Origin of the sequence: Aeromonas sp. ASNIH2 (assembly GCF_002934795.1) — a bacterium.
In the GTDB taxonomy this organism is placed as follows: domain Bacteria; phylum Pseudomonadota; class Gammaproteobacteria; order Enterobacterales; family Aeromonadaceae; genus Aeromonas; species Aeromonas caviae.
In genome coordinates, this window is sequence record NZ_CP026406.1 from 2,480,001 (window position 1) to 2,501,644 (window position 21,644).

The 21,644-nt window shown below is 58.7% G+C and carries 15 protein-coding genes, 1 tRNA gene, 2 rRNA genes and 2 pseudogenes (1 of these 20 only partly in view); 14 read left to right on the top strand and 6 right to left on the bottom strand.

The annotated features are described in order from the left end of the window. The 6 genes and pseudogenes from C3F36_RS11700 to istB (C3F36_RS11725) all read left to right on the top strand — a co-directional run. A 23S ribosomal RNA gene (locus tag C3F36_RS11700) occupies positions 1-1,436 on the top strand; it begins 1,453 nt to the left of the window's first position. An 84-nt stretch (positions 1,437-1,520) separates the two neighbouring features. Beyond that, positions 1,521-1,635: ribosomal RNA gene (gene rrf, locus C3F36_RS11705) — 5S ribosomal RNA — on the top strand. Positions 1,636-1,731: 96 nt separating this feature from the next. Further along, a tRNA-Asp gene (locus C3F36_RS11710) sits at positions 1,732-1,808 on the top strand. A gap of 220 nt (positions 1,809-2,028) precedes the next feature. Continuing rightward, positions 2,029-2,160, top strand: a pseudogene (locus tag C3F36_RS11715) (transposase); the annotation flags it as partial. Between the two features lie 231 nt (positions 2,161-2,391). Further along, the gene (istA, locus tag C3F36_RS11720; RefSeq protein ID WP_043851823.1) at positions 2,392-3,957 is read left to right on the top strand and encodes an IS21-like element ISAs27 family transposase; all 1,566 of its coding nucleotides are present in this window, start codon (positions 2,392-2,394) and stop codon (positions 3,955-3,957) included. A 22-nt stretch (positions 3,958-3,979) separates the two neighbouring features. After that, positions 3,980-4,735, top strand: coding sequence for an IS21-like element ISAs27 family helper ATPase IstB (gene istB / locus C3F36_RS11725; RefSeq protein WP_043851824.1), 756 nt, complete (start codon positions 3,980-3,982; stop codon positions 4,733-4,735). Between the two features lie 97 nt (positions 4,736-4,832). Here the strand turns inward: istB (C3F36_RS11725) and C3F36_RS11730 are convergent. Next, positions 4,833-5,920 (bottom strand): IS3-like element ISAs22 family transposase gene (locus C3F36_RS11730; protein ID WP_088821966.1). Its coding sequence is split into 2 segments (ribosomal slippage): positions 4,833-5,668 and positions 5,668-5,920, totalling 1,089 coding nucleotides; the frame shifts between segments, so codons are not numbered across the junction. A 72-nt stretch (positions 5,921-5,992) separates the two neighbouring features. On the opposite strand from C3F36_RS11730, the pseudogene C3F36_RS11735 reads away from it, so the two are divergent. The 3 genes and pseudogenes from C3F36_RS11735 to istB (C3F36_RS11745) all read left to right on the top strand — a co-directional run. Next, positions 5,993-7,041 (top strand): annotated as a pseudogene (locus tag C3F36_RS11735) (IS3 family transposase); the annotation flags it as partial. A gap of 153 nt (positions 7,042-7,194) precedes the next feature. Beyond that, complete coding sequence (gene istA, locus C3F36_RS11740; protein WP_104454439.1) at positions 7,195-8,736, top strand: IS21-like element ISAs29 family transposase; 1,542 nt, start codon at positions 7,195-7,197, stop codon at positions 8,734-8,736. Between the two features lie 14 nt (positions 8,737-8,750). Next, positions 8,751-9,506 (top strand): IS21-like element ISAs29 family helper ATPase IstB, encoded by a 756-nt coding sequence (gene istB, locus C3F36_RS11745; protein ID WP_104454438.1) that lies wholly within the window; start codon positions 8,751-8,753, stop codon positions 9,504-9,506. Between the two features lie 1,325 nt (positions 9,507-10,831). Here istB (C3F36_RS11745) and C3F36_RS11755 read toward each other — a convergent pair. The 5 genes from C3F36_RS11755 to C3F36_RS11775 form a co-directional block, all read right to left on the bottom strand. Then, on the bottom strand, positions 10,832-11,818 hold the full coding sequence (locus C3F36_RS11755) for a helix-turn-helix transcriptional regulator (RefSeq protein WP_029313511.1): 987 nt from the start codon (positions 11,816-11,818) through the stop codon (positions 10,832-10,834). Between the two features lie 285 nt (positions 11,819-12,103). Next, complete coding sequence (locus C3F36_RS11760; RefSeq protein ID WP_103858883.1) at positions 12,104-12,490, bottom strand: SirB2 family protein; 387 nt, start codon at positions 12,488-12,490, stop codon at positions 12,104-12,106. Further along, positions 12,487-14,343 carry a monovalent cation:proton antiporter-2 (CPA2) family protein gene (locus C3F36_RS11765; RefSeq protein WP_043154446.1) on the bottom strand — a complete coding sequence of 619 codons (1,857 nt, stop codon included), beginning with the start codon at positions 14,341-14,343 and terminating at the stop codon, positions 12,487-12,489. The genes C3F36_RS11760 and C3F36_RS11765 overlap by 4 nt, the downstream gene beginning before the upstream one ends. 70 nt (positions 14,344-14,413) lie before the next feature. Then, positions 14,414-15,013: an NAD(P)H-dependent oxidoreductase gene (locus C3F36_RS11770; protein ID WP_104455108.1), complete on the bottom strand. Its 600-nt coding sequence runs from the start codon at positions 15,011-15,013 to the stop codon at positions 14,414-14,416. A gap of 59 nt (positions 15,014-15,072) precedes the next feature. Beyond that, positions 15,073-15,915, bottom strand: coding sequence for a LysR family transcriptional regulator (locus C3F36_RS11775; RefSeq protein WP_104455109.1), 843 nt, complete (start codon positions 15,913-15,915; stop codon positions 15,073-15,075). A gap of 140 nt (positions 15,916-16,055) precedes the next feature. Here C3F36_RS11775 and C3F36_RS11780 point away from each other — a divergent pair, with 140 nt between their 5' ends. From C3F36_RS11780 to C3F36_RS11800, 5 genes are all read left to right on the top strand, one after another. Beyond that, complete coding sequence (locus C3F36_RS11780; RefSeq protein ID WP_010672575.1) at positions 16,056-16,778, top strand: SDR family oxidoreductase; 723 nt, start codon at positions 16,056-16,058, stop codon at positions 16,776-16,778. Positions 16,779-16,854: 76 nt separating this feature from the next. Beyond that, positions 16,855-17,178: a hypothetical protein gene (locus C3F36_RS11785; RefSeq protein ID WP_104455110.1), complete on the top strand. Its 324-nt coding sequence runs from the start codon at positions 16,855-16,857 to the stop codon at positions 17,176-17,178. Between the two features lie 45 nt (positions 17,179-17,223). Beyond that, positions 17,224-17,655, top strand: a complete 432-nt coding sequence (locus C3F36_RS11790; RefSeq protein WP_010672577.1) for a DUF411 domain-containing protein — start codon at positions 17,224-17,226, stop codon at positions 17,653-17,655. 288 nt (positions 17,656-17,943) lie between these two features. Next, positions 17,944-20,109, top strand: coding sequence for a S9 family peptidase (locus C3F36_RS11795; protein ID WP_104455111.1), 2,166 nt, complete (start codon positions 17,944-17,946; stop codon positions 20,107-20,109). A gap of 547 nt (positions 20,110-20,656) precedes the next feature. Further along, a complete protein-coding gene (locus C3F36_RS11800; RefSeq protein ID WP_042865391.1) occupies positions 20,657-21,628 on the top strand; it encodes a TAXI family TRAP transporter solute-binding subunit in 972 nt (323 codons plus the stop codon). Positions 21,629-21,644: the final 16 nt, after the last annotated feature.

Sequence of the window (21,644 nt, forward strand, 5' to 3'; positions counted from 1 at the left end):
AAAGTGCGTAGGTGGTGTTTCTAGGCAAATCCGGAGACACAACACTGAGACACGAGACGAACGCACCACGGTGCGGAAGCCATTGATGCCCTGCTTCCAGGAAAAGCCTCTAAGCTTCAGATTACAAGTCATCGTACCCCAAACCGACACAGGTGGTCGGGTAGAGAATACCAAGGCGCTTGAGAGAACTCGGGTGAAGGAACTAGGCAAAATAGAACCGTAACTTCGGGAGAAGGTTCGCTCTTGATGGTGAAGTCCCTTGCGGATGGAGCTGTCGGGAGTCGCAGTGACCAGATGGCTGGGACTGTTTATCAAAAACACAGCACTCTGCAAACACGAAAGTGGACGTATAGGGTGTGACACCTGCCCGGTGCCGGAAGGTTAATTGATGGGGTTAGCGCAAGCGAAGCTCTTGATCGAAGCCCCGGTAAACGGCGGCCGTAACTATAACGGTCCTAAGGTAGCGAAATTCCTTGTCGGGTAAGTTCCGACCTGCACGAATGGTGTAACCATGGCCATGCTGTCTCCACCCGAGACTCAGTGAAATCGAATTCGCCGTGAAGATGCGGTGTACCCGCGGCTAGACGGAAAGACCCCGTGAACCTTTACTACAGCTTGGCACTGAACATTGAACCTACATGTGTAGGATAGGTGGGAGGCTTTGAAGGCGTGACGCCAGTTGCGCTGGAGCCGTCCTTGAAATACCACCCTTGTATGTTTGATGTTCTAACGCAGGGCCCTGAATCGGGCTCGCGGACAGTGCCTGGTGGGTAGTTTGACTGGGGCGGTCTCCTCCCAAAGAGTAACGGAGGAGCACGAAGGTTGGCTAATCCTGGTCGGACATCAGGAGGTTAGTGCAATGGCATAAGCCAGCTTAACTGCGAGACGGACAGGTCGAGCAGGTACGAAAGTAGGTCATAGTGATCCGGTGGTTCTGAATGGAAGGGCCATCGCTCAACGGATAAAAGGTACTCCGGGGATAACAGGCTGATACCGCCCAAGAGTTCATATCGACGGCGGTGTTTGGCACCTCGATGTCGGCTCATCACATCCTGGGGCTGAAGTCGGTCCCAAGGGTATGGCTGTTCGCCATTTAAAGTGGTACGCGAGCTGGGTTCAGAACGTCGTGAGACAGTTCGGTCCCTATCTGCCGTGGGCGTTGGATGATTGAAGGGAGTTGCTCCTAGTACGAGAGGACCGGAGTGAACGAACCTCTGGTGTTCGGGTTGTCACGCCAGTGGCACTGCCCGGTAGCTAAGTTCGGAATCGATAACCGCTGAAAGCATCTAAGCGGGAAGCGAGCCCTGAGATGAGTCATCCCTGACCCCTTGAGGGTCCTAAAGGGCCGTTGGAGACCACAACGTTGATAGGTGGGGTGTGTAAGCGTAGCGATACGTTGAGCTAACCCATACTAATTACCCGTGAGGCTTAACCATACAACACCCAAGAAGTGTTCAGAGACTTGTAGCAGATACCGAGAACGAATAACTAAATCAGCTTTTTCAGATTGAAGATTTTTGCCTGGCGGCAATAGCGCAGTGGAACCACCTGACCCCATGCCGAACTCAGAAGTGAAACGCTGTAGCGCCGATGGTAGTGTGGCATTCGCCATGCGAGAGTAGGACACTGCCAGGCACCCAATTAAACAGCATCGTGCAACATCACGACGCTGGCTGCGAGGATGACACCTCATAGAAGCGGCAAATGATTTAGCGAAAGCTAACCGAATGCGGAGCGGTAGTTCAGTCGGTTAGAATACCGGCCTGTCACGCCGGGGGTCGCGGGTTCGAGTCCCGTCCGCTCCGCCACTAAATTGAAAGGCCTTCCCTGACGGGAAGGCCTTTTTGCTTTCTGACATTTACCCAATCCCTCATCCTCAGTGCCAGGTGGCTTGGCCGGGTTATCCTCATTTCCCTACACGACCATCTCCGCCTTGCCGAATGGCATCCACGCTTCATTCGTGGTCTGAGGTATCCTGATTTTCACAGACAGTCCCGATTGTTACGATGAGACAATCGGGGGTATTGAATGAAATCGAGAGAACACTATTCACCAGAGTTTCGGGCAGAGGCGGTTCGACTGGTGTTGGAGCAAGGCCTTGGCCAAGCTGAAGCCGCCAGAAGGTTGGGTATTGCCAAAGGCACACTGAGCAACTGGGTGGGTAATCCCCCCATTTTTTGGAGCACTTGCATATTCCCACGCATGGCGATCGCTCAATAACATTCATGCCGATCACGTAATAACATCCATGCCGATCACTCAATAACATCCCACGCCGATCACTTTTTACCCTCGATGGGAAACCATGATCGGCATCCATGTTATTGGTGACTTTTTCTCCCCGCTTCGTTAAACCCGCACTTTCCCATCTGCTCCAACAGAGGAACGTGCATGTCTGCGAGGCCTATCACTGTGAGAAAACTCAAAGAAATTCTTCGCCTTAAATATCAGGCTCAACTGGCTCATCGGCAGATCGCCCTCAGCCTGCATATCTCTCCTAGCACCGTATCCTATTACCTCAACCGGGCGGCTCAACTGGGTATCATGACCTGGCCCCTGTCTGAGTCCTGGGATGATGTCTCCCTGGAGCGCGCATTTCTCAAGACCTGCTCTGTCCATAAAACTCAGCACAAACCCACTCCCAACTGGGCCTTGTTGCATCAGGAACTCAAAAAACCAGGTCAAAAAGGCGTGACCCTCGAGCTGCTATGGCAGGAGTACGCCGAGCGCCATCCAGGCTCCCACTACAGCTACAACCACTTCTGTCGGCTCTATAAAGAGTGGGCGGCGCTGCTGCAACCCTCGATGCGGCAGACCCATATTGCGGGCGAAAAACTCTTTGTCGACTACTGCGGCCAGACCATGCCCATTGTCGATCCGCATACCGGCGAGATCCTTTACCGGGCCCAGATCTTTGTCGCCGTGCTGGGGGCCTCCAACTACACCTTTGCCGAGGCCACCCGCTCCCAGCAGCTCGATGACTGGGTGATGAGCCACAAGCGCGCTTTCGAGTTCTTTGGCGGTGTGCCGCAATTGGTGGTACCTGATTGCCTCAAGAGTGCCGTCAGCGTGGCGCGCAATACCGATCCGGATCTCAACCCTACCTACCAGATGCTGGCGGCCCATTTCGGTACGGCGATCATGCCCGCGCGGCCCCGCAAGCCGAAGGATAAGTCCAAGGCGGAGGTGGGCGTGCAGATCGTCACCCGCTGGATCCTGGCGGTGCTGCGTCATGAAACCTTCCATAGCCTGGCCCAGCTCAATCAGCGAATGGGTGAACTGCTGACCCGGCTCAACCAGAAATCCTTCCAGAAGCTGCCTGGCTGCCGTGCCTCACTGTTTGCCGAGCTCGATGCACCGGCGCTCAAGCCGTTGCCGGATTATCCCTATCACTACACCAAAGTAGTGCCGGTGCTGGTTGGTAAGGACTACCACGTCGATCTGGAAAAGCACTATTACTCAGTGCCCTATGCCTTGCAGGGCAAGCGGCTGGAGGCGCATCTGGCCGAGCATACCGTCACGCTGTACCACGCGGGCAAGATCGTGGCCGAACACCAGCGGAGTCATCACAAAGGCCAGCACAGCAGCCTGCGTGAACACATGCCCGCGCATCATCAGGCACTGCTGGAGTGGTCGCCAGAGCGACTGCTTGGCTGGGCGGCGTCCATCGGCCCCTACACCACGCATTGGGTGGATGGCTTTATCCGGCAGGCAGAGCATTCGACGCAAGCGGTGCGCCCTTGCCTGGCCTTGCTGGGGCAGAGCAAAACCTATGGCAAGGAGCGGCTGGAAGCGGCCTGCCTCCGGGGGCACCTGACCGGCGCCAACCGGCTGCACAACATCCGCAGCATGCTCAAGCATGGCCTGGAGGAGCAACAACTCATTGCCAACGAGCGACAGGATCCGCTGCAAGACATCCGTCATGACAATGTCCATGGCGAGCACTACTTCCACTAACCCCACGGATCAGGAGAAGCCGATGCAATTACACCTCGATGAACAACTAAGCCGCCTGCACTTGAGCGGCATGAAACAGGCTCTGAACCAGCAGCAGGCCCAGAGCATGCTGTACCTGGATATGGGTTTTGAAGAGCGGCTGCAACTATTACTGAGCCATGAGCTGGTGCAGCGGGAGCAGAGGAAAACCAACCGCCTGGAGAAGCAAGCCCGGTTCCGGCTAGCCGGACAGGTGGAGCAGCTCGACTATCGGGCGGGTCGAGGCGTGAGCAAAGCGCAGATCCGCCAACTGCTGGAAGGACACTGGCTGAGTCATCAACAAAACCTGCTGCTAACGGGCGCGGCAGGCTGTGGCAAGAGTTACCTGGCGTGTGCCCTGGGCCGTTACTTTATCCGGCAAGGAGTGGGCGTGCGGTATTACCGGCTGAAAACCCTACTTGAAGAGATGCGACTGGCCCAAGCGGATGGCAGCTATCCGAAACTGCTGGAGCGGGTAAGCAACATAGGGGTACTGATCCTGGATGACTGGGGCATGGAGATGCTGGACGCGAGCGAACGCAGCAACCTGCTGGAGATCATCGATACCCGCTACGGCAACGTCTCAACGATAGTGGCGAGCCAATTGCCGGTGGAGAAGTGGTACGGGATGATCGGAGAGGCAACCTTCGCCGAGGCGATCTTGGACCGACTGATCCACAGAGCGGTGCGCGTGACCTTAACGGGAGAATCGATGAGAAAACAGGGCGCCAACTTGACCGATGCCGATCAGGCGGAGTAAAAGGAAGACGCTATAAACGCGGGCAGAAAAAAAGTGATCGGCATGATGTTATTGGCTGATCGACATGATGTTATTAGCCAGCACTCAAAAGTAGAGGTCATGCGGCCTGTGCCAAGCGCTGTTTCGGCGTGTAGCCGCCCAGCGCCATATTGGGCCGCTCATGGTTATAAACCCACAGCCAGTTCGTGGCAAATTCCTGTAACTCATTCAGTGACTCAAACAGGTAATGGCCCAACCAGTCGTAACGCACAGTGCGGTTAAATCGCTCTATGTAGGCATTCTGCTGCGGGTTGCCTGGCTGGATATACCTCAGCGCAATCCTCTTCTGCTGCGCCCATTGCTTGAGCTCTTCGCTGATGTATTCCGGACCATTATCACAGCGGATAGCGGCTGGTTTGCCCCGCCACTCGATGACCTGCTCCAGCACCCGTTTGACTCGCGAGGCAGGCAAGGAAAAATCCACCTCGATGCACAGTGCTTCGCGATTGAAGTCATCGATCACATTAAACAACCGCACCGAACGACCATCGCTGAGCTGGTCATGCATAAAGTCCATCGACCAACAGTGATTCGGTTGGTCAGGGACTGCCAACGGCTCCGGCTTGGCCCGCACTAGCCGCTTCTTGGGTTTTATCCGCAGATTGAGCTCTAGCGCCCGATAGATCCGGTAGACCCGCTTGTGGTTCCAGCCAAAGCCTTTGACGTTACGCAGGTACAGGAAGCACAGTCCGAAACCCCAGTTGCGCTGGTTGGCGGTGAGGCGCAGCAGCCAGTCGGCAATCTCCTGGTTTTCATCAGCCAGCACGGGCTGATAACGGTAGCAACCCTCGCTCACCTTGAACACCTGGCAAGCCAGACGGATAGAAATGGCGTAATGAGCCACAGCCTTGGTCGCCATCTCCCTGCGGGCAGATGGCGTCACCACTTTTTTGCCATCGCCTCGGAGATGATCTCAGCCTTTAGGCGCTCCTCGGCATACATCTTCTTAAGGCGACGATTTTCCTCTTCCAGCTCTTTGAGGCGCGCCATGAGAGAGGCATCCATGCCACCGAATTTGGAGCGCCACTTGTAGAAGGTGGCGGAGCTGATGCCATGCTCACGGCAGAGCTCAGGGACGGGTGAACCAGACTCGGCCTGCTTGAGGATGGCGATGATCTGTGCATCGCTAAAGCGTGATGTTTTCATGTAGAACCTCCTGCGTTCAAGATACGAGAAAATTCTACTTATGAGCACCTCAGTTTTTCGGGGGGATTACCGGTGGTCGCAGCCAAAGGAGGAAAGGATACATCGGCCATTCCCGGAGCGCGTTCTGTCGCCGAGCTGGAGGCTGAAGTGGCCCGGCTACGCAAAGCTCTCGCACAAGCCAACATGGAGCGCGACATCATAAAAAAGGCCGCCGCGTACTTTGCTCAGGAGTCACTGCCAAGTACGCGTGGATAGCCAACCAACAGGACCTCTATCCCATTTCCGTTATCTGTCGTGTGCTGGAGGTCTCTCGTGCGGGCTTCTACCACTGGCGCCACCGTCCACCGTCACAGCGCCAACAAGAAGATGAACGACTCAAGGTCGCCATTCGGGCTGCTCACAGCAAGACGCGCCAGACCTATGGCGCAGCGCGTTTACAAGCTGAGTTGGCCGCCGAAGGATTTTACGCTGGGCGGGACCGGATTGGACGATTGCGCCGTGAAATGGGGTTGTCTTGCAAACAAAAGCGCAAATTCAAGGCGACAACCCATTCTGCTCATTCCCTGCCCGTGGCGGAGAATCTCCTTGGTCAGGTCTTTGCGCCGACGAAGCCCAACGAAGTCTGGACCGGTGATATCACCTATATCGCCACCGACGAAGGCTGGCTTTATCTGGCTGGTCTCAAGGATGTGTTTACCTGTGAGATAGTGGGTTATGCGATGGGAGAGCGAATGACCACCGGGTTGGTCAGTCAGGCGCTGTTTCGGGCTGTGCAGCAGAAGAGGCCACCCGTTGGGCTTATTCATCACACAGACCGGGGCAGTCAGTACTGTGCCAAGGCTTACCGGGCTCTCCAGGTACAATTTGGCATGCAGACCTCCATGTCACGCAAGGGGAACTGCTTCGACAATGCCCCGATAGAAAGCTTCTGGGGGTCTCTTAAAAATGAACTGGTTCACCACCATAGATTCGAGACGAGAGCGGAGGCCAAGGCAGCGATTCAGGAATACATAGAGATTTTTTACAACCGCCAGCGTCGGCATTCACGACTTGTGCATATTCCGGCTGATCATGAACACCGATTCCGGTTCAACGTGAACACCATTTCCGGACCAATGTGAACGCTCATTCCGGTTCAACCTGAACACTTTGCCCCTCCTTTCCGGAAACAGTGTTCAACATCCCGGAATCACTGTTCACATTCACCGGAATCATCCTTAACGCATTGATTTAACAACCTTTGATACGCTCTCCCTTTTGCCAGGGAAGAGCCTATGTCTGCCAAGAGGATTGCAATGCGTAAAATTCGTGAAGTGCTGCGACTGCGGCTGGAGGCTGACCTCTCTGTTCGCCAGATAAGTTGCTGCACCAAGGTCAGCGTTGGCTCCATCCAGAAACTCCTCAAAAGTGCCCAGGCGCTCGGCCTGACCTGGCCCTTGCCCACCGAGCTTGATGATGCCCGACTGGCTGCCCTGTTCTATCCGCAGGCCGATACCACCATCTCGGCCCGCCATGTCGTGCCGGATTGGCCCTCTGTCCATCAGGAGCTCAAGCGCAAGGGGGTCTCCAAACAACTGCTCTGGGAGGAATACACCCAGCGCTATCCCAATAGCTGTTACAGCTACTCCCAGTTCTGCGACCGTTACAAGTCCTGGTGTCAGTTGCAAAAACGCTCCATGCGCCAGATCCACAAGGCGGGGGAAAAGCTCTTTATCGACTACTGCGGGCCCACGGTGCCCATCGTCTCGCCCTCCACGAGTGAGATCCGTCAGGCCCAGATCTTTGTCGCCGTGCTTGGTGCGTCCAACTACACCTTTGCCGAGGCCACCTGGTCACAGTCACTGCCGGACTGGCTGCAAAGCCATGTCCGTGCCTTTGAGTTTTTCGGCGGGACCCCGGCACTCCTGATCCCCGACAATCTCAAGAGCGGTGTCAGCAAGGCTTGCCGTTACGATCCCGAGCTAAACCCCAGCTACCAGCAGTTGGCCGAGCACTATCAGGTGGCAGTGATGCCAGCTCGCCCTTATAAGCCTAAGGATAAAGCCAAGGCTGAAGTGGGAGTGCAGATCGTCGAGCGCTGGATCCTGGCTCGTCTACGCCATCAGACCTTCTTCTCGCTTGCCGAACTCAACCAGTGCATCCGGGCTTTGTTGAATGAGCTCAACGAGCGCCCGTTCAAGCAGCTGCCCGGTAACCGACGCGAGGCGTTTGAGCAGTTGGACCGCCCGGCACTGGGGTCACTACCGGTGCATCCCTATCGCTATGTCGCCATCAAAACGGTCAAGGTCAACATCGACTATCACGTCAGCTATGAGCAGCACCATTACTCGGTGCCGCACCAGTATGTGGGTCAGCAACTGGAGCTCCATGCGGGCGATACCCTGCTTCAGGTCTATCACCAGCAACAGCTGGTCGCGAGCCATCCACGTAAAACCATCCCGGGGATGAGCACGCTCCCTGAGCACATGCCGGAACGTCACAGCAAGCAGCAACGCTGGACGCCAGGGCGTCTTAAGCAGTGGGCTGCTGACATCGGACCGGGCACCTTGTGCTGGGTTAGCGAACGGCTGGAAGAAAAAGCCCATGCCGAGCAGGCATACCGACTCTGCCTGGGTCTACTGAGTCTTAGTCGAGAGTATCCGCCATCACGGGTCGAGGCTTGCTGCCAGTTGGCTAACCGGGAAGGACTGGTGCGGCTCAAGCAGCTCAAGTCGGTGCTGACCAGTGGCCGCGACCAACTGCCCGCAAGCCCGCTGAGCTACCCAGAGTTACCGCAAGAGCACGAGAACATCCGTGGCCCCCAGAGCTTCCACTAAAGAGGATACGCCCCATGACCCAACAAACCCTGACCCGCCTGAGAAACCTGAAACTGACCGGCATGGCGGATGCCGTGCAACAACAACTTGAACAGGCGAGTACCTACGAAGGGCTGCCCTTCATCGAGCGGCTAAGCCTGCTGGTCGAACACGAACAACTGAGCAGGGAGCAGCGTAAGCAAGCTCGGCTGGTCAAGCAGGCAAGGCTCAAACTCCAGGCCACGGTGCAGGAGCTGGACTACCAGTCAGCACGCAACCTAGAGCGGTCACAGGTAGCAAACCTGGCCCAAGGAGAGTGGCTGCGCCGGGGCCAGAACCTGCTCATTACCGGCCCCTGTGGCTGTGGAAAAACCTACCTGGCTTGTGCGCTGGGCTACCAAGCCTGTCAGCAAGGGCATAGCACTCGTTACTACCGGCTGCCGCGTCTGCTACTTGAGCTGAGCCAGGCCAAGGTAGATGGCAGTTACGCCAGGCTGCTGGGTCAACTGGCAAGGATAGAGCTGTTGATCCTGGATGACTGGGGACTAGAAGCGGTGAATGCCGAGCAGCGCAACGCCCTGCTGGAGATCATGGATGATCGGTACGGGAAATACTCGACGGTAGTGGTCAGTCAGCTGCCAACGGAAGAGTGGTACGCGAGCTTGGGGGACAACACTCTGGCAGATGCGATCCTGGACCGGCTGATGCACAACGCTCACCGGCTGTCACTGAAGGGAGAATCGATGAGAAAGAGGAGAAGTGAGTTGACCCAATCTGAACACTCGAGTTAGAAACGGGGTGACGTGAGCGCGTTAAGGATCAGGGTGTTCACGTTGGCCGGAATGGCTGTTCAACTTCGCCGGAATACGCAACTTGGCAATGTCAGCCCGGCGGAGTTTAACAAGAGGTATTGGAGAACTGCTCAGGCTGCTTGATCCGGGACTGTCCGATCTTGTCAGGACACCTCAGTCACACATATAGACAGTTCAGGGATGACTCAACAATCTGCCTGGCGGAGCAGAAGCCAGTGGCCATTGTTACCTGGAATCAGTCGCCAGGATTACTCTGGCTGGTTGGCCGCGGCTGATCTGCTGCGCTCTGGGGGCCTAGTGGATATCGCTGAGTATAGATGAGGGAGGGCGGAGGAAAGGCAAGGAACGCTACTGTGGCTGCCTCTGGTGGGTATACAAACAGGTTATCCGTGATGCAGATGGCGTGATGTGGGCAGGATCGCTCAGGCTGATTCCATTCTCTGATGTGTGGCCGCACAAAAGAAAAGGGGACAGCATCTGCTGTCCCCTCAAGTCATTTCGTCCATTCCCTGAACTGCCATGCTCCCTGCAATCCTTGACGCTATCCTTTCCTTTGGAAATTCCCCTTCCCAATCCGTTGGGGTGTCCTATGGCCTTCCTAGCCTGGCAATCTGTCCTGATTGCTTCACCCTCTCCTTCCTGGAGGTGTCCATTACCACATCCCGTGGTGTTCCTGCGTCATCCTGACTGATAACCATCCTGGCTATCACGCGTCATTTTGAAGCTGTTCCTGACCGCGTCTTGCGGTGTCCTTTCATCCTTGATGAGCGACAATCCGTGCCACTCAACCTCATCCCGAGGTATCCAACTACCGCATCCTGCGGTTGTCCTGTCGATCCTTGTGATAACCATCCTAGCTATCAACCCCATCCCGAGGTGTTCCTTGCCCACATCCTGCAGGCTATTCCTTGTTTATGCGCTGATTCTGCATCCTGCCGAATCAGCTCGTCCTTGTGAGACCCATACTAAGGCAATTACGGGCTCGAACAAGGTGTGCATTCGGCTTGGGTTCCGTGACATGCGGTGCAGAAATGGGCTTGTGTGGAATATTATCTACGTTTATCAGTTACTTAGATAGTTTCCATGGAAAGCATACCCAGTGCGGGATGGCTTCACGTACGGTTCAACACTGAGGGGTCTTACAGGGGGAATGGCAGATCTCTTACAAGCAGAAATCGGTAGGAAAACGATGGTACAGCCGCTTCAATCAGGGGTGTAAGAGTTCAAAATTAATTGAATACTTATGCTTTAAAAGTAGACAAAAGCCGAGATAAATCTCGGCTTTGTATTGTCTGCTGGTTTCTTTAGCTGACCCTTGTCCCAGGAGTCGGGTAGGCCTTGCGCAGTGATTCGGGTGCAAGTACCTCCAGGTTGCCGCTCATGTTGTTCAGCCAGGAGCGGAACTCGGGCGTATCCTGCACTTCGGTCTCCACCACCACGCTGCGCTTGTCGTAACGGGTCATGCGCGGGTTATGCCCCGGGATTTGTCCATCGATCAGGGTCGGGCAGTTGGCATCGATGCGCCCGACGAAGCGGATCGGACCGCTGACGTCCTGATAACCCTGGTCGCGGATCAGCTTCTGGATATTGAAGTCCTTCGGCTGGGTCGCGCTGAAGTTGGTCAACTCCACGTTCTTGATGTGATCGAACGGGATGCCGTAGACCTTGGGATCCAGCTCGGAGAGGGTACAGAGCAGGATGGGGCCATCGGGTTGGTTCAGGATGCCGAGGGGATTGATGCGGTCATAGCAGAGCCAGACAGTACGCTCCTTGATGACACGCTGGATCTCGGCGCTGAATTTGCGACCACGCCAGAGGGCGTCGCGGATCAGGGTGCTGCGGCGGATCTCCGGATTGCCGGCGAAGGGGCGAGGTGACTGGTGCACGCTCTCCAGCCAGCGCTCGGCCAGTTCGCTCTGGCTGTCGCGGATCACCTGACCAGCCTTGTCGATCAGCGGGTTCAATTCGGTCAGCACGCTTGCCGGCAACAGTTGGCTTGCCTGGTCGCTCCAGGTTTTCAGGGCCACTGCCAGCGAGAGCGGCATGATGTTGGCAAAGTCATTGAGACCATGGCGCTCGAAGCACCAGCCATGAGGCTTGCTGCGCTCATCGGAGGTGAGGTCGAACAGTCCCATGCCGGACATCTCTTCCAGATCCCGTTGCACGGTACGGAGACTGACGTGAATGCCTTCCTCTTCCAGTTTTACCTGGAGTTGGCTGGCGGTCAGCTTGTAAGGGCGGTGCGGGATGCAACGCGCCAAGGTCAGTTGTCGTAACAGCTTCTTACTCATGGTGCATGCCTTCACTGGTTTAGCGTTGAGTGTATCCTAGCCATGGCCTGCGACAGTCTATGTCGCAAGTTTTGCTGCGACAACTGTCGCCATTTTCATACACGAAGAATCAAGCCATTGATAAATAAAACAAAACAACAAGCAAAAGGGGTTGTTTGAGCCCTTTTTTATTGAAAACAAGCCTTGCGAGAATGCTTGCGACCAGGGTGACTGGAAGGAAATGGAAGCAATATGGAGGGGGAGGTGGGAAGGAGGTGAGGGACGGGCCCCCACCTCGACACGTCGTTATGCCAGCCAGGACCAGGCTGATTTGGTGATGGCTGCGCCCACCATGTAGCCGAATACTGCGAGAGCGGCCACTCCGGCCACCAGCTTCTGACCGCGGGCAGGGCGCTTGAGCGCCATGACGCCCAGGCCGATGTAGATCACCAGGGCAATCAGCTTGGCCATCAACCAGGGCTGCTGGCCAGGGCTCATCTGCAGGGCCACCGCCAGCAGCACGCCAAACAGCAGCAGGAAGGTGTCGTTGATGTGGGGCAGCACCTTCAACCATTTCTGTTGCAGCCGCCCGCTGCCCGCCAGCGCCAGGCTCCAGCGGTAGAGGAAGAGCAGCAGGCTGACCAGGGCCAGGGTCATGTGAAGGTGTTTGAGCATGGGGTAATAGGCAATCATGTTGCTTCCTTGTCGTTGTCGGGCAGACCGCTGTTCCATTGATGGGCGTGGGTACGCTCCTGTCCTTCCTGATCGTCTTGCAGCAGGTCGGAGAGGATGTCGCGGTATTGCAGGCTCTTGTTGATATAGGTGTGCTCGTCGTCCAGGTAGTTGACCTGTTCCCGCAGCAGCCGGTTGTCATACTGCTTGAACATCTGCCCCGCACGCCAGGCCTGATTGGCCCTGAATCCCAAGAGGGTGAGTGCTTCTACCCCAAGATCCACGGCCGACCCCAGGGTTTCGCGGTGCACGCTGTCTATCCCGTGGCGCAGGATCTCGTGGGCATGGGGTCTGTCCTGGGCACGGGCCAGTATTCTGAGGTGCGGGAAGTGCTTTTTCACCATCTCGATCACTTCGAGGGAGGTGGCCGGATCATTGAGGGAGAGCACCAGCAGTTTGGCCTTGTGGGCGCCGGCCGCGTGCAGCAGGTCGAGTCGGCTGGCATCCCCATAAAACACCTGGTAGCCGTACTTTCTCAGCATCTCTATCTGGCTGGCATCCTGCTCCAGGATGGTGGTGCCAATACCGTGGCCGTGGAGCAGACGCCCCACTATCTGACCGAAGCGACCGAAGCCCGCGATGATGACCGGGTGTTCCACCAGCTCGGGCTGTTCGTGTTCGGGGGTGTCGCTCTGGTTGCGGTAGTCGAACCAGGGCTGGATCACCCGATCGTTGAGGATAAGCAGCAGCGGTGTCAGCGCCATGGAGAGGGCGACGACCAGAGTCAGCAGTGAGATGGTGCTGCCCGGCAGTACCTTGTTCTGGGCGGCGAACGAGAACAGCACGAAGGCGAACTCACCGCCTTGGGCCAGGGCCAGGGCGAAGGTCCAGCGCTGGTTCGGGGAGAGGCGAATGACAAAGCCGAGCCCCATCAGCACCAGCCACTTGAGCACCATCAGACCGATCACCAGTGACGGGATCAACAGGGGATGGGCGGCAAAGAGGCTGAAGTCGATGCCGGCACCCACCGACATGAAGAAGAGGCCGAGCAGCAGCCCCTTGAACGGCTCAATGTCCGCTTCCAGCTCGTGGCGGTATTCGCTGTCCGCCAGTACCACGCCGGCGAGGAAGGAGCCGAGGGCGGGGGAGAGGCCGACGGATTCCATGAGCACGGCGATGGCGATCACCAGCAGCAGGGCGGCAGCGACGAAGATCTCCCGCATGTGGGACTGGGCGATGGCGCGAAACACCGGCCGCATCAGGTAATGGCCACCTAGCACGATGCCGGCGATGGCGGCCACCACCAGCAGGCCGTGCTGCCAGCCTGCCAGCTCCGAGCTGCCGCTGCTGGCGACCGGCGCGATGGCCAGCAGCGGCAGGATCGCCAGGATGGGGATGACGGCGATGTCCTGGAACAGCAGCACGGCGAAAGCGGAGCGGCCGCTCTCGCTCTGCATCAGTTTGCGCTCCTGCAGGCTCTGCAGCACGATGGCGGTGGAGGAGAGCGCAAGAATGAGACCGATGGCGAGCCCCTGCTGCCAGGGCAGACCCAAAAGATAACCCACCCCGGTCAGGGCGACACTGGTGAGCAGCACCTGCAGACCACCGGTGCCGAGGATGGGCCCTTTCAGTTGCCACAACAGGGCCGGGCGCAGCTCCAGACCGACCAGAAACAGCATCAGCACCACCCCGAACTCGGCGAAGTGCATCACGTCTTTCTGCTCGCCCACCAGACCAAGCAGGAAGGGACCTATGATGATCCCCGCCAGCAGGTAGCCAAGGACAGAGCCCAGCCCCCACCGCTTGGCCAGCGGGACGGCGATCACCGCCGCCGAGAGGTAGATCAGGGCATCAAACAGCAATCCATGTCCCATCAGCGGCTCCTCCTTAACACGATGAATGCCGGTGAGGGCTGGCCGGGCCTGCGCCCGGATCGAGTGTGTGTCATGGGAGTACCCCCAGCAGATCGCGCAGATAGGGGCTCTCGGCCAGCTGGGCCGGGGTCAGCTGCTCGTCACGCAGGGCACACAGCAGTTGGCGATAGTCCTGGCCGCAGCGGCGCAGCGCCTCGTGATCCTCGAGTTTGTGGAAAGAGTGCAGCACGAAAGGGGGCAGCCAGAGCATGCCGCACAGCTGTGCGGTCTGCTGGAAGGGGAGCAGGAAGTCGAGCAGCGGGCGCTGGTTGTAGCCGGCGCGGCAGTAGGATTCGGGGCCGCCCCCCGTGGTGATGGCGCTGAGCCACTGCTTGCCGCTGAGGGCGTGGGCCTCGGGGCCGTAGGCATAGCCGTACTCCAGCACCAGGTCCATCCACTCTTTCATGATGGCCGGGCAGGAGTACCAGTAGAAGGGGTGCTGGAAGACGATGATGTCGTGTTCCGCCAGCAGGGCCTGTTCCCGTTTCACGTTGATGAACATGTCCGGATAGCGCTGGCAGAGATCGTGCAGGGTGATCCCCTCCAGCCCCTCGATGGCATGCAGCAGCTGCTTGTTGGCCCGGGAACTCTGCAGCGCCGGGTGTGAAAAGATGACCAGAATGCGTTTCATGGGATTCCTGAAGAGGGTCTGCTGCCGGCACATGCGACAGATTGTGAGCTGAAACGTTATCAAGAAGCTCCCTGGCCCGCCAGTTCCGGGATCAGTGCGCGCAGCGCCGGATTCAGGGTCTGGTGGGCGGGGTAGCAGAGGCCGATGCGGCGGAACATCCGGGGGCCGCTCACGGGCAGGGTGCACAGGCCCGCTTCGTCCTCCACCAGCCCGTCGGGCAGGAAGCTGATGCCCACCCCGGCCAGCACCAGCGCCATCACCAGCCCCTTGCTCTCGGCCTTGGCCACCAGATTGAGGGTGAGCCGGTCACAGGCCAGCAGGTCTATGGTTTGCTGATGGGCTTCGCAGGGTGGGCACTCAATAAAATCATAATGTTGCAACTCAGCCAGCTCGATACGCGCCCTGCCCGTAAGAGGATGTCCCCTGGGAACGCACAGCACGTACTCCTCTTCCCAGAGCGGCAGGAAGATCTCGTCCTCCCGGCGCGGGGCATCCAGGGTCAGTCGGCAGTCGGCCGGAGTGCCGTAATCGGAGAGGGTGAGATCCAACTCGGGCAGCACCCCCTGCACCCGCCGAAGCAATCCCGCCAGCCGACGGCGGCTGAGGTCGGGCATGATGGCCATGTTGAGTCTCGCACGCGTCGCCTTCTGGCGAAACAGGGTCGGCAGGCGACGCGCCTCTTCCACCAGCTTGACGGCGTGGGGATAGAGATAGTGGGCCGGATCCTTCGCTTCCACCCCCTTCTTGCCCCGGATGAAGAGGCTGTCCCCCAGGCTCTCTTCGAGCTGGCGAAGGCCGGCGGAGAGGGAGGGTTGGCTCACGTGGCAGCGGGCTGCCGCCGCCGTGATGTTCTTCTCTTCATAGATGGCGATGAAGAAGCGCAGCAATCTCAGGTCCAGCATGGGGATACCATAGTTAATTCAGATGATAACCAGCGGAAAACTATATTTATCGCCGATGGATGTAGCGACTATAGTGACTGGGTCCCGTGCTGGCCAGCCCTTGTTTGACGCCCATTTCAACGCATCAGAAGGAAAACTCCATGTCCAAGTCCCTCGTGGTGATCACCGGCGCGTCCGCCGGGATCGGTGCCGCCATTGCCCGCGCCTTCTCCGCCGCCGGCCATCCGCTGCTGTTGCTGGCCCGCCGGGTCGAGCCCATGCAGGCGCTGAACCTGCCCGATACCCTCTGCATCGGGGTCGATGTCACCGACACCGCCGCCATGAAGGCCGCCGTGGCGCAGGCGGAGGCGCAATTCGGCCCGGTGGGATGTCTGGTCAACAATGCCGGCGTCATGCTGCTGGGACAGGCCGACGTGCAGGATCCCGCCGAGTGGCAGCAGATGCTCAACATCAACGTGATGGGGGTTCTGAATGGCGTGCATGCGGTACTGGCCGGCATGAAGGCCCGCCGCAGCGGAACCATCATCAACATCAGCTCCATCGCCGGTCGCAAGACCTTCCCGAACCATGCCGCTTACTGCGCCACCAAGTTCGCCGTTCACGCCCTGACCGAGAATATCCGGGAAGAGGTGGCCGATGTCGGCGTGCGGATGGTGACCATCGCTCCGGGCGCGGTGGAGACCGAGCTGCTCAGCCACACCACGGACGAGCGCATCAAGGCGGGCTATCACGACTGGAAGGATCAGATGGGAGGCGTCATTGCACCCGAGGTGATCGCCGACGCCGTGCTCTACGCCTGGCACCAGCCGGCCAACGTCTGCGTGCGGGAGATCGTGCTGGCAGCCACCCGTCAGCAACCCTGATGCAAACGGGGGAGGGGTTGACCCTCCCCCTGGGCCAAGGGTTACCATAGGCCCTCTTTCGTCATTGAGTCGTCTCATGGTCCTGACCCGTCGCCAACTCGCTCGCGCCCGCCGCTGGCTCCCCCTGTGGAGTCTGGTGCTGGTGCTGATGTCGTTTGGCAGCCGTGCGGCCACCGATCTCTGTACCCTGACGCCCCATTGCAGCCAGAGCGAGCGTACCCTGGAAAAAGCCATGCCCTGCGGCAGCTTCACCTCGGCGCTCGCCATGACGGTGCTCACCAGCGACAGCCTGACGGTTGCCCAGCTTGAGCCCGACAGGCCGACATACCTCTCTCCCTCTCTGTTCATGCCGGAGGCGCCCCTGAAGCGTCTCGAGCGTCCGCCCCGTCACCACGGCTGAGTCGAGTTTCCCTTTCCGGGCATTTCTTCTTAACCGAGGTGAGATATGTACAAGTCCCTGTTACTGGCCGTGCTGGCCGGTACCGTCAGTTTTTCTGCTCTGGCAACCGGGCAGATGACCGTCTACAAGTCCCAGTATTGCGGTTGCTGCAAGACCTGGATCAAGCACATGGAAGAGAACGGCTTTGAGGTCAAGGTCGTGGAAACCGAGCAGCTTGACCCGATCAAGCAGCAGCATGGCATCACCCCGCAGCTGGCCTCCTGCCACACCGGGGTGGTGAACGGCTATGTGGTGGAGGGGCATGTGCCCGCTGCCGACGTGCAGAAGCTGCTCAAGGAAAAACCGGCGATCCGCGGTCTGACCATTCCGGGGATGCCCCAGAGTGCGCCGGGCATGGATATTCCGGGTCAGCCCTATCAGGTGCTGAGCATCAGTGACGAGGGCGCGACCAAAGTCTGGTCGAGCTACCCCGGCTGATGGATGCTGACCGTGAGCAGACACACTTCCATCATGTGAGGCACACCTGAGCGAACCCGTGTCGCTCACGGTCAGGGAGGAGGGCCGCCATCGCGAGATGGCGGCCCTTTTTCGTCGATTTGGGGGGGAATGTCCGTGGAGCCCTTGCAACCCCGGGCGACAAGGGGCAGATTGATCGCCAATTTTTATTTTCTCAGGGACGCTTTTCCCGCTGCCTGCCGGTGTGCCGTCTGGATGCGTGCAGCACCAGCGGGAGGGGCGGCCCTGTGACAGCGCAAAGGATGCGACATGTTCACCTTTTCCCGGGGGTTGCTGCTGGCTTGCCTGCTTGCTGCGCCCTGTTCCCATGCCAACGAAGAGTCCGCCATGCCTACAAGCGATACTTCCACCCAGCCTGTCATTGTCCCCCCGGTGGCTGCCAAGCACCCCCATACCCTGAAAAAACACGGGGACACGCGCGTCGACAACTACTATTGGCTGCGCGATGACGAGCGGCAGAAGCCCGAGGTGCTGGACTATCTCAAGGCCGAGAATGCCTACACCGAGGCCATGCTCGCACCGATCAAGCCGCTGCGCGAGCAGCTCTACAAGGAGATGGTGGCCCGTATTCCCCAGCAGGACGAGTCTGTCCCCTATGTGAAGAACGGCTACCGCTATCAGACCCGTTACGAGCCGGGCAAGGAGTACGCCATCTACTCCCGCAGCAAGGTGGAAGGGGAGGGGGCGCCCGCCCTGCTGCTGGATGGCAACCAGCGCGCCGAAGGCCACGAGTTCTATGCCCTGGGGGCGCTCGAGGTGAGCCGCAACAACCGCTGGCTGGCGGTGGCGGAAGATTATCTCTCCCGCCGTCAATACAGGATCCAGTTCCTGGATCTGGAGAGCGGCGCCTGGGCCGCCGACACCCTCGAGAACACCTCCGGCAACCTGGTGTGGGCCAACGACAGCAAGACGGTCTTCTACGTGCGCAAGCACCCCAAGACCCTGCTGCCCTACCAGGTCTATCGCCACGAGCTGGGCACGGATCCCGCGAAGGATACCCTGGTCTACGAGGAGAAGGACGACTCCTTCTATGTGAGCCTCTACGCCACCACCTCGGAAGATTTCATCGTCATCTCCCTCTCCAGCACCACCACCAGCGAGGCGCGCCTCATTGATGCCAATGTGCCGGGCCAGACGCCACGCCTGTTCCTGCCCCGTCAGGTGGATCACGAGTACAGCCTGGATCACTACCGCGGCCGCTTCTATGTGCGCTCCAACAAGGACGGCAAGAACTTCGGCCTCTATGAGACCAAGGAGAGCCCGGTGGATCGCTGGAAGGCGGTGATCGCCCCCAATCCGGACGTGCTGCTGGAGAGCTATGCCCTGTTCAGGGACTGGCTGGTGCTGGAGGAGCGCAGCCAGGGGTTGACCCGGTTGCGTCAGGTCAACTGGCAGAGCGGTGAGCAGAAGGAGATCGCCTTCGACGATCCCGCCTATGTCACCTGGCTTGCCTACAACCCGGAGCCGGACACCAGCGCCCTGCGCTATGGCTACTCCTCCATGACCACGCCGTCCTCCACCTACGAGCTGGACATGGACAGCGGCAAGCGGACTCTGCTCAAGCAGCAGCCGGTGGCGGGCTTCGTGCCAGCGCAATATGCCAGCGAGCGGCTCTGGATCACCGCCCGTGACGGAGTGGCCGTGCCGGTGTCGCTGGTCTATCGCAAGGACAAGTTCAAGAAGGCAGGGGGTGGTGAAGGCACCAATCCCCTGCTGGTCTACGGCTATGGCTCCTACGGCGCCAGCATGGACCCGGACTTCAGCAGCTCACGCCTGAGCCTGCTGGACCGGGGCTTCGTCTACGCCATCGCCCATATCCGGGGTGGCGAGGAGCTGGGCCGCACCTGGTATGAAGAGGGCAAGCTGCTCAAGAAGCAGAACACCTTCAACGACTTCATCGACGTGACCGAGGCGTTGGTGGCGCAAGGCTACGGCGCCAGGGATCAGGTCTATGCCATGGGAGGCAGCGCCGGCGGCCTGCTGATGGGGGCCGTCATCAACCAGGCGCCCCAGCTCTATCGCGGCGTGGTGGCCCAGGTGCCCTTCGTCGACGTGGTCACCACCATGCTGGACGAGTCCATTCCCCTCACCACAGGGGAGTATGACGAGTGGGGCAACCCGAACAAGAAGCGCTACTACGACTACATGAAGGCCTACAGCCCCTACGATCAGGTCAAGGCCCAGGCCTACCCGAATCTGCTGGTGACCACGGGGCTGCACGACTCCCAGGTGCAGTACTGGGAGCCGGCCAAGTGGGTGGCCAAGCTGCGTGAGCTGAAGACGGACGACAACCAGTTGCTGCTCAGCACCGACATGGAGGCCGGTCATGGCGGCAAGTCGGGCCGTTTCAAGGCCTATGAGGACATCGCCCTGGAGTTCGCCTTCATTCTGGAGCTGGCTGGCAGCAAGGCGTGATGGCCGGGCCCAAATGAAATCAGCTTGTTACCAAACCCCGTTCCGGCAGCCCCGGATCGGGGTTTTTGCATCTTGGCGACAAAAGCGTCATTAACGTCGTGTTTATGCTGTTCAGTAAGCACTTCGCAATATAACGGACCAGGTTTCTAATCCTTGCCAGTCCAGGGTTGCGAAAGAATCTGGGCGTGCTTTTTATTGCTTCCCTTTGATAGTTCATGTAATTAATCTGCCCTTGAGAAATGAATGATCCGCTTCAAACTTCTCGCTATTTAAATCCGCCATTTTGCTGTTTTGTTTGATTTATGTTGGTGTTATGTGCTTAATCGGAGCGTTAATGCTTTTGAACTGACCCGTTTCTGGTCAGATCACCTCCGATCGGCATGACGCTGATTATCTCACCGCAGGATGATGGTGGCTTCTGGAAGGGCGCGTGCCGCTCGACCATTTCCTCGTACGAGGTCGTATAGGCGAACCCAGTCTTGGTGCGGGTCTGTCTCATATTCTCCCGGGAAACGGGTGAAATAAATCAATGAAAAGGATGAAGAACATGAAAGGATTATCCTTGGCGTGCGCCTTGTCGGCGGCTCTGGTCGGTGTGTCGTTTGGTGGTCCGGTGCAAGCGCAGGAGCGCTTCGTGACCATAGGCACCGGCGGTCAGACCGGCGTCTACTACGTGGCGGGCCAGTCCATCTGCCGCTTCCTCAACCGCGGCGCCGCCGATCACCAGATCAAGTGCAACGCCCCGGCCAGTGGCGGCGGTGTTGCCAACGTCAACGGCATCCGCTCCGGCGAATTCAACTTCGGCATCATGCAGTCCGACCACCAGTACAAGGCGATGAAGGGCGTCGAGCCGTTCAAGGCCGAAGGTCCGATGGATGACATCCGCGCCGTCTTCTCCCTGCAGAGCGAAGTGTTCACCATTCTGGCCCGCAAGGACGCCAAGATTGCCAGCTTCGACGACCTGAAGGGCAAGCGCGTCAACATCGGCAACCCGGGTTCCGGTCAGCGTGACACCTTTGAAGAGATCATGACCGTGAAGGGCTGGGACAAATCCGCCTTCAGCCTGGTCTCCGAACTGAAACCCGCCGAGCAGGCCTCTGCCCTGGGTGACAACAACATCGACGCCATGAGCTACTTCGTCGGCCACCCGAACGGCGCCATCCAGGAAGCCTCCACCACCACGGACACCGTGCTGGTGCCGGTCACCGGCCCCGAGATCGACAAGCTGCTGGCCGAGAAGAGCTACTACAGCAAGGCCGAGATCCCGGGTGGTCTCTACAAGGGCAGCCCGAACCCGACTCCGTCCATCGGTGGCAAGGCTGTGCTCTCCACCAGCGCCAAGGCCGATCCGGAAGTGGTCTACCAGCTGGTCAAGTCCGTGTTCGACAACCTGGACCGCTTCAAGCGCCTGCACCCGGCCTTCGCGGATCTGAAGGAAGCCGACATGATCAAGGTGGGTCTCTCCGCTCCGCTGCATGAAGGCGCTGTGCGTTACTACAAGGAACGTGGCTGGATGTAATCCGGCTGCGTCTTCG

Excerpts from the sequence above, each read along its gene's own strand:
- C3F36_RS11775 (WP_104455109.1), bottom strand. The coding sequence starts at position 15,915 with ATGCTGGACCTGAGATTGCTGCGCTTCTTCATCGCCATCTATGAAGAG.
- C3F36_RS11765 (WP_043154446.1), bottom strand. The coding sequence starts at position 14,343 with ATGGGACATGGATTGCTGTTTGATGCCCTGATCTACCTCTCGGCGGCG.
- istB (WP_104454438.1), top strand. The coding sequence starts at position 8,751 with ATGACCCAACAAACCCTGACCCGCCTGAGAAACCTGAAACTGACCGGC.
- istA (WP_043851823.1), top strand. The coding sequence starts at position 2,392 with ATGTCTGCGAGGCCTATCACTGTGAGAAAACTCAAAGAAATTCTTCGC.
- C3F36_RS11760 (WP_103858883.1), bottom strand. The coding sequence starts at position 12,490 with ATGATTGCCTATTACCCCATGCTCAAACACCTTCACATGACCCTGGCC.
- istA (WP_104454439.1), top strand. The coding sequence starts at position 7,195 with ATGTCTGCCAAGAGGATTGCAATGCGTAAAATTCGTGAAGTGCTGCGA.
- C3F36_RS11785 (WP_104455110.1), top strand. The coding sequence starts at position 16,855 with ATGGTCCTGACCCGTCGCCAACTCGCTCGCGCCCGCCGCTGGCTCCCC.
- C3F36_RS11780 (WP_010672575.1), top strand. The coding sequence starts at position 16,056 with ATGTCCAAGTCCCTCGTGGTGATCACCGGCGCGTCCGCCGGGATCGGT.
- C3F36_RS11800 (WP_042865391.1), top strand. The coding sequence starts at position 20,657 with ATGAAAGGATTATCCTTGGCGTGCGCCTTGTCGGCGGCTCTGGTCGGT.
- C3F36_RS11755 (WP_029313511.1), bottom strand. The coding sequence starts at position 11,818 with ATGAGTAAGAAGCTGTTACGACAACTGACCTTGGCGCGTTGCATCCCG.
- C3F36_RS11790 (WP_010672577.1), top strand. The coding sequence starts at position 17,224 with ATGTACAAGTCCCTGTTACTGGCCGTGCTGGCCGGTACCGTCAGTTTT.
- C3F36_RS11795 (WP_104455111.1), top strand. The coding sequence starts at position 17,944 with ATGTTCACCTTTTCCCGGGGGTTGCTGCTGGCTTGCCTGCTTGCTGCG.
- istB (WP_043851824.1), top strand. The coding sequence starts at position 3,980 with ATGCAATTACACCTCGATGAACAACTAAGCCGCCTGCACTTGAGCGGC.
- C3F36_RS11770 (WP_104455108.1), bottom strand. The coding sequence starts at position 15,013 with ATGAAACGCATTCTGGTCATCTTTTCACACCCGGCGCTGCAGAGTTCC.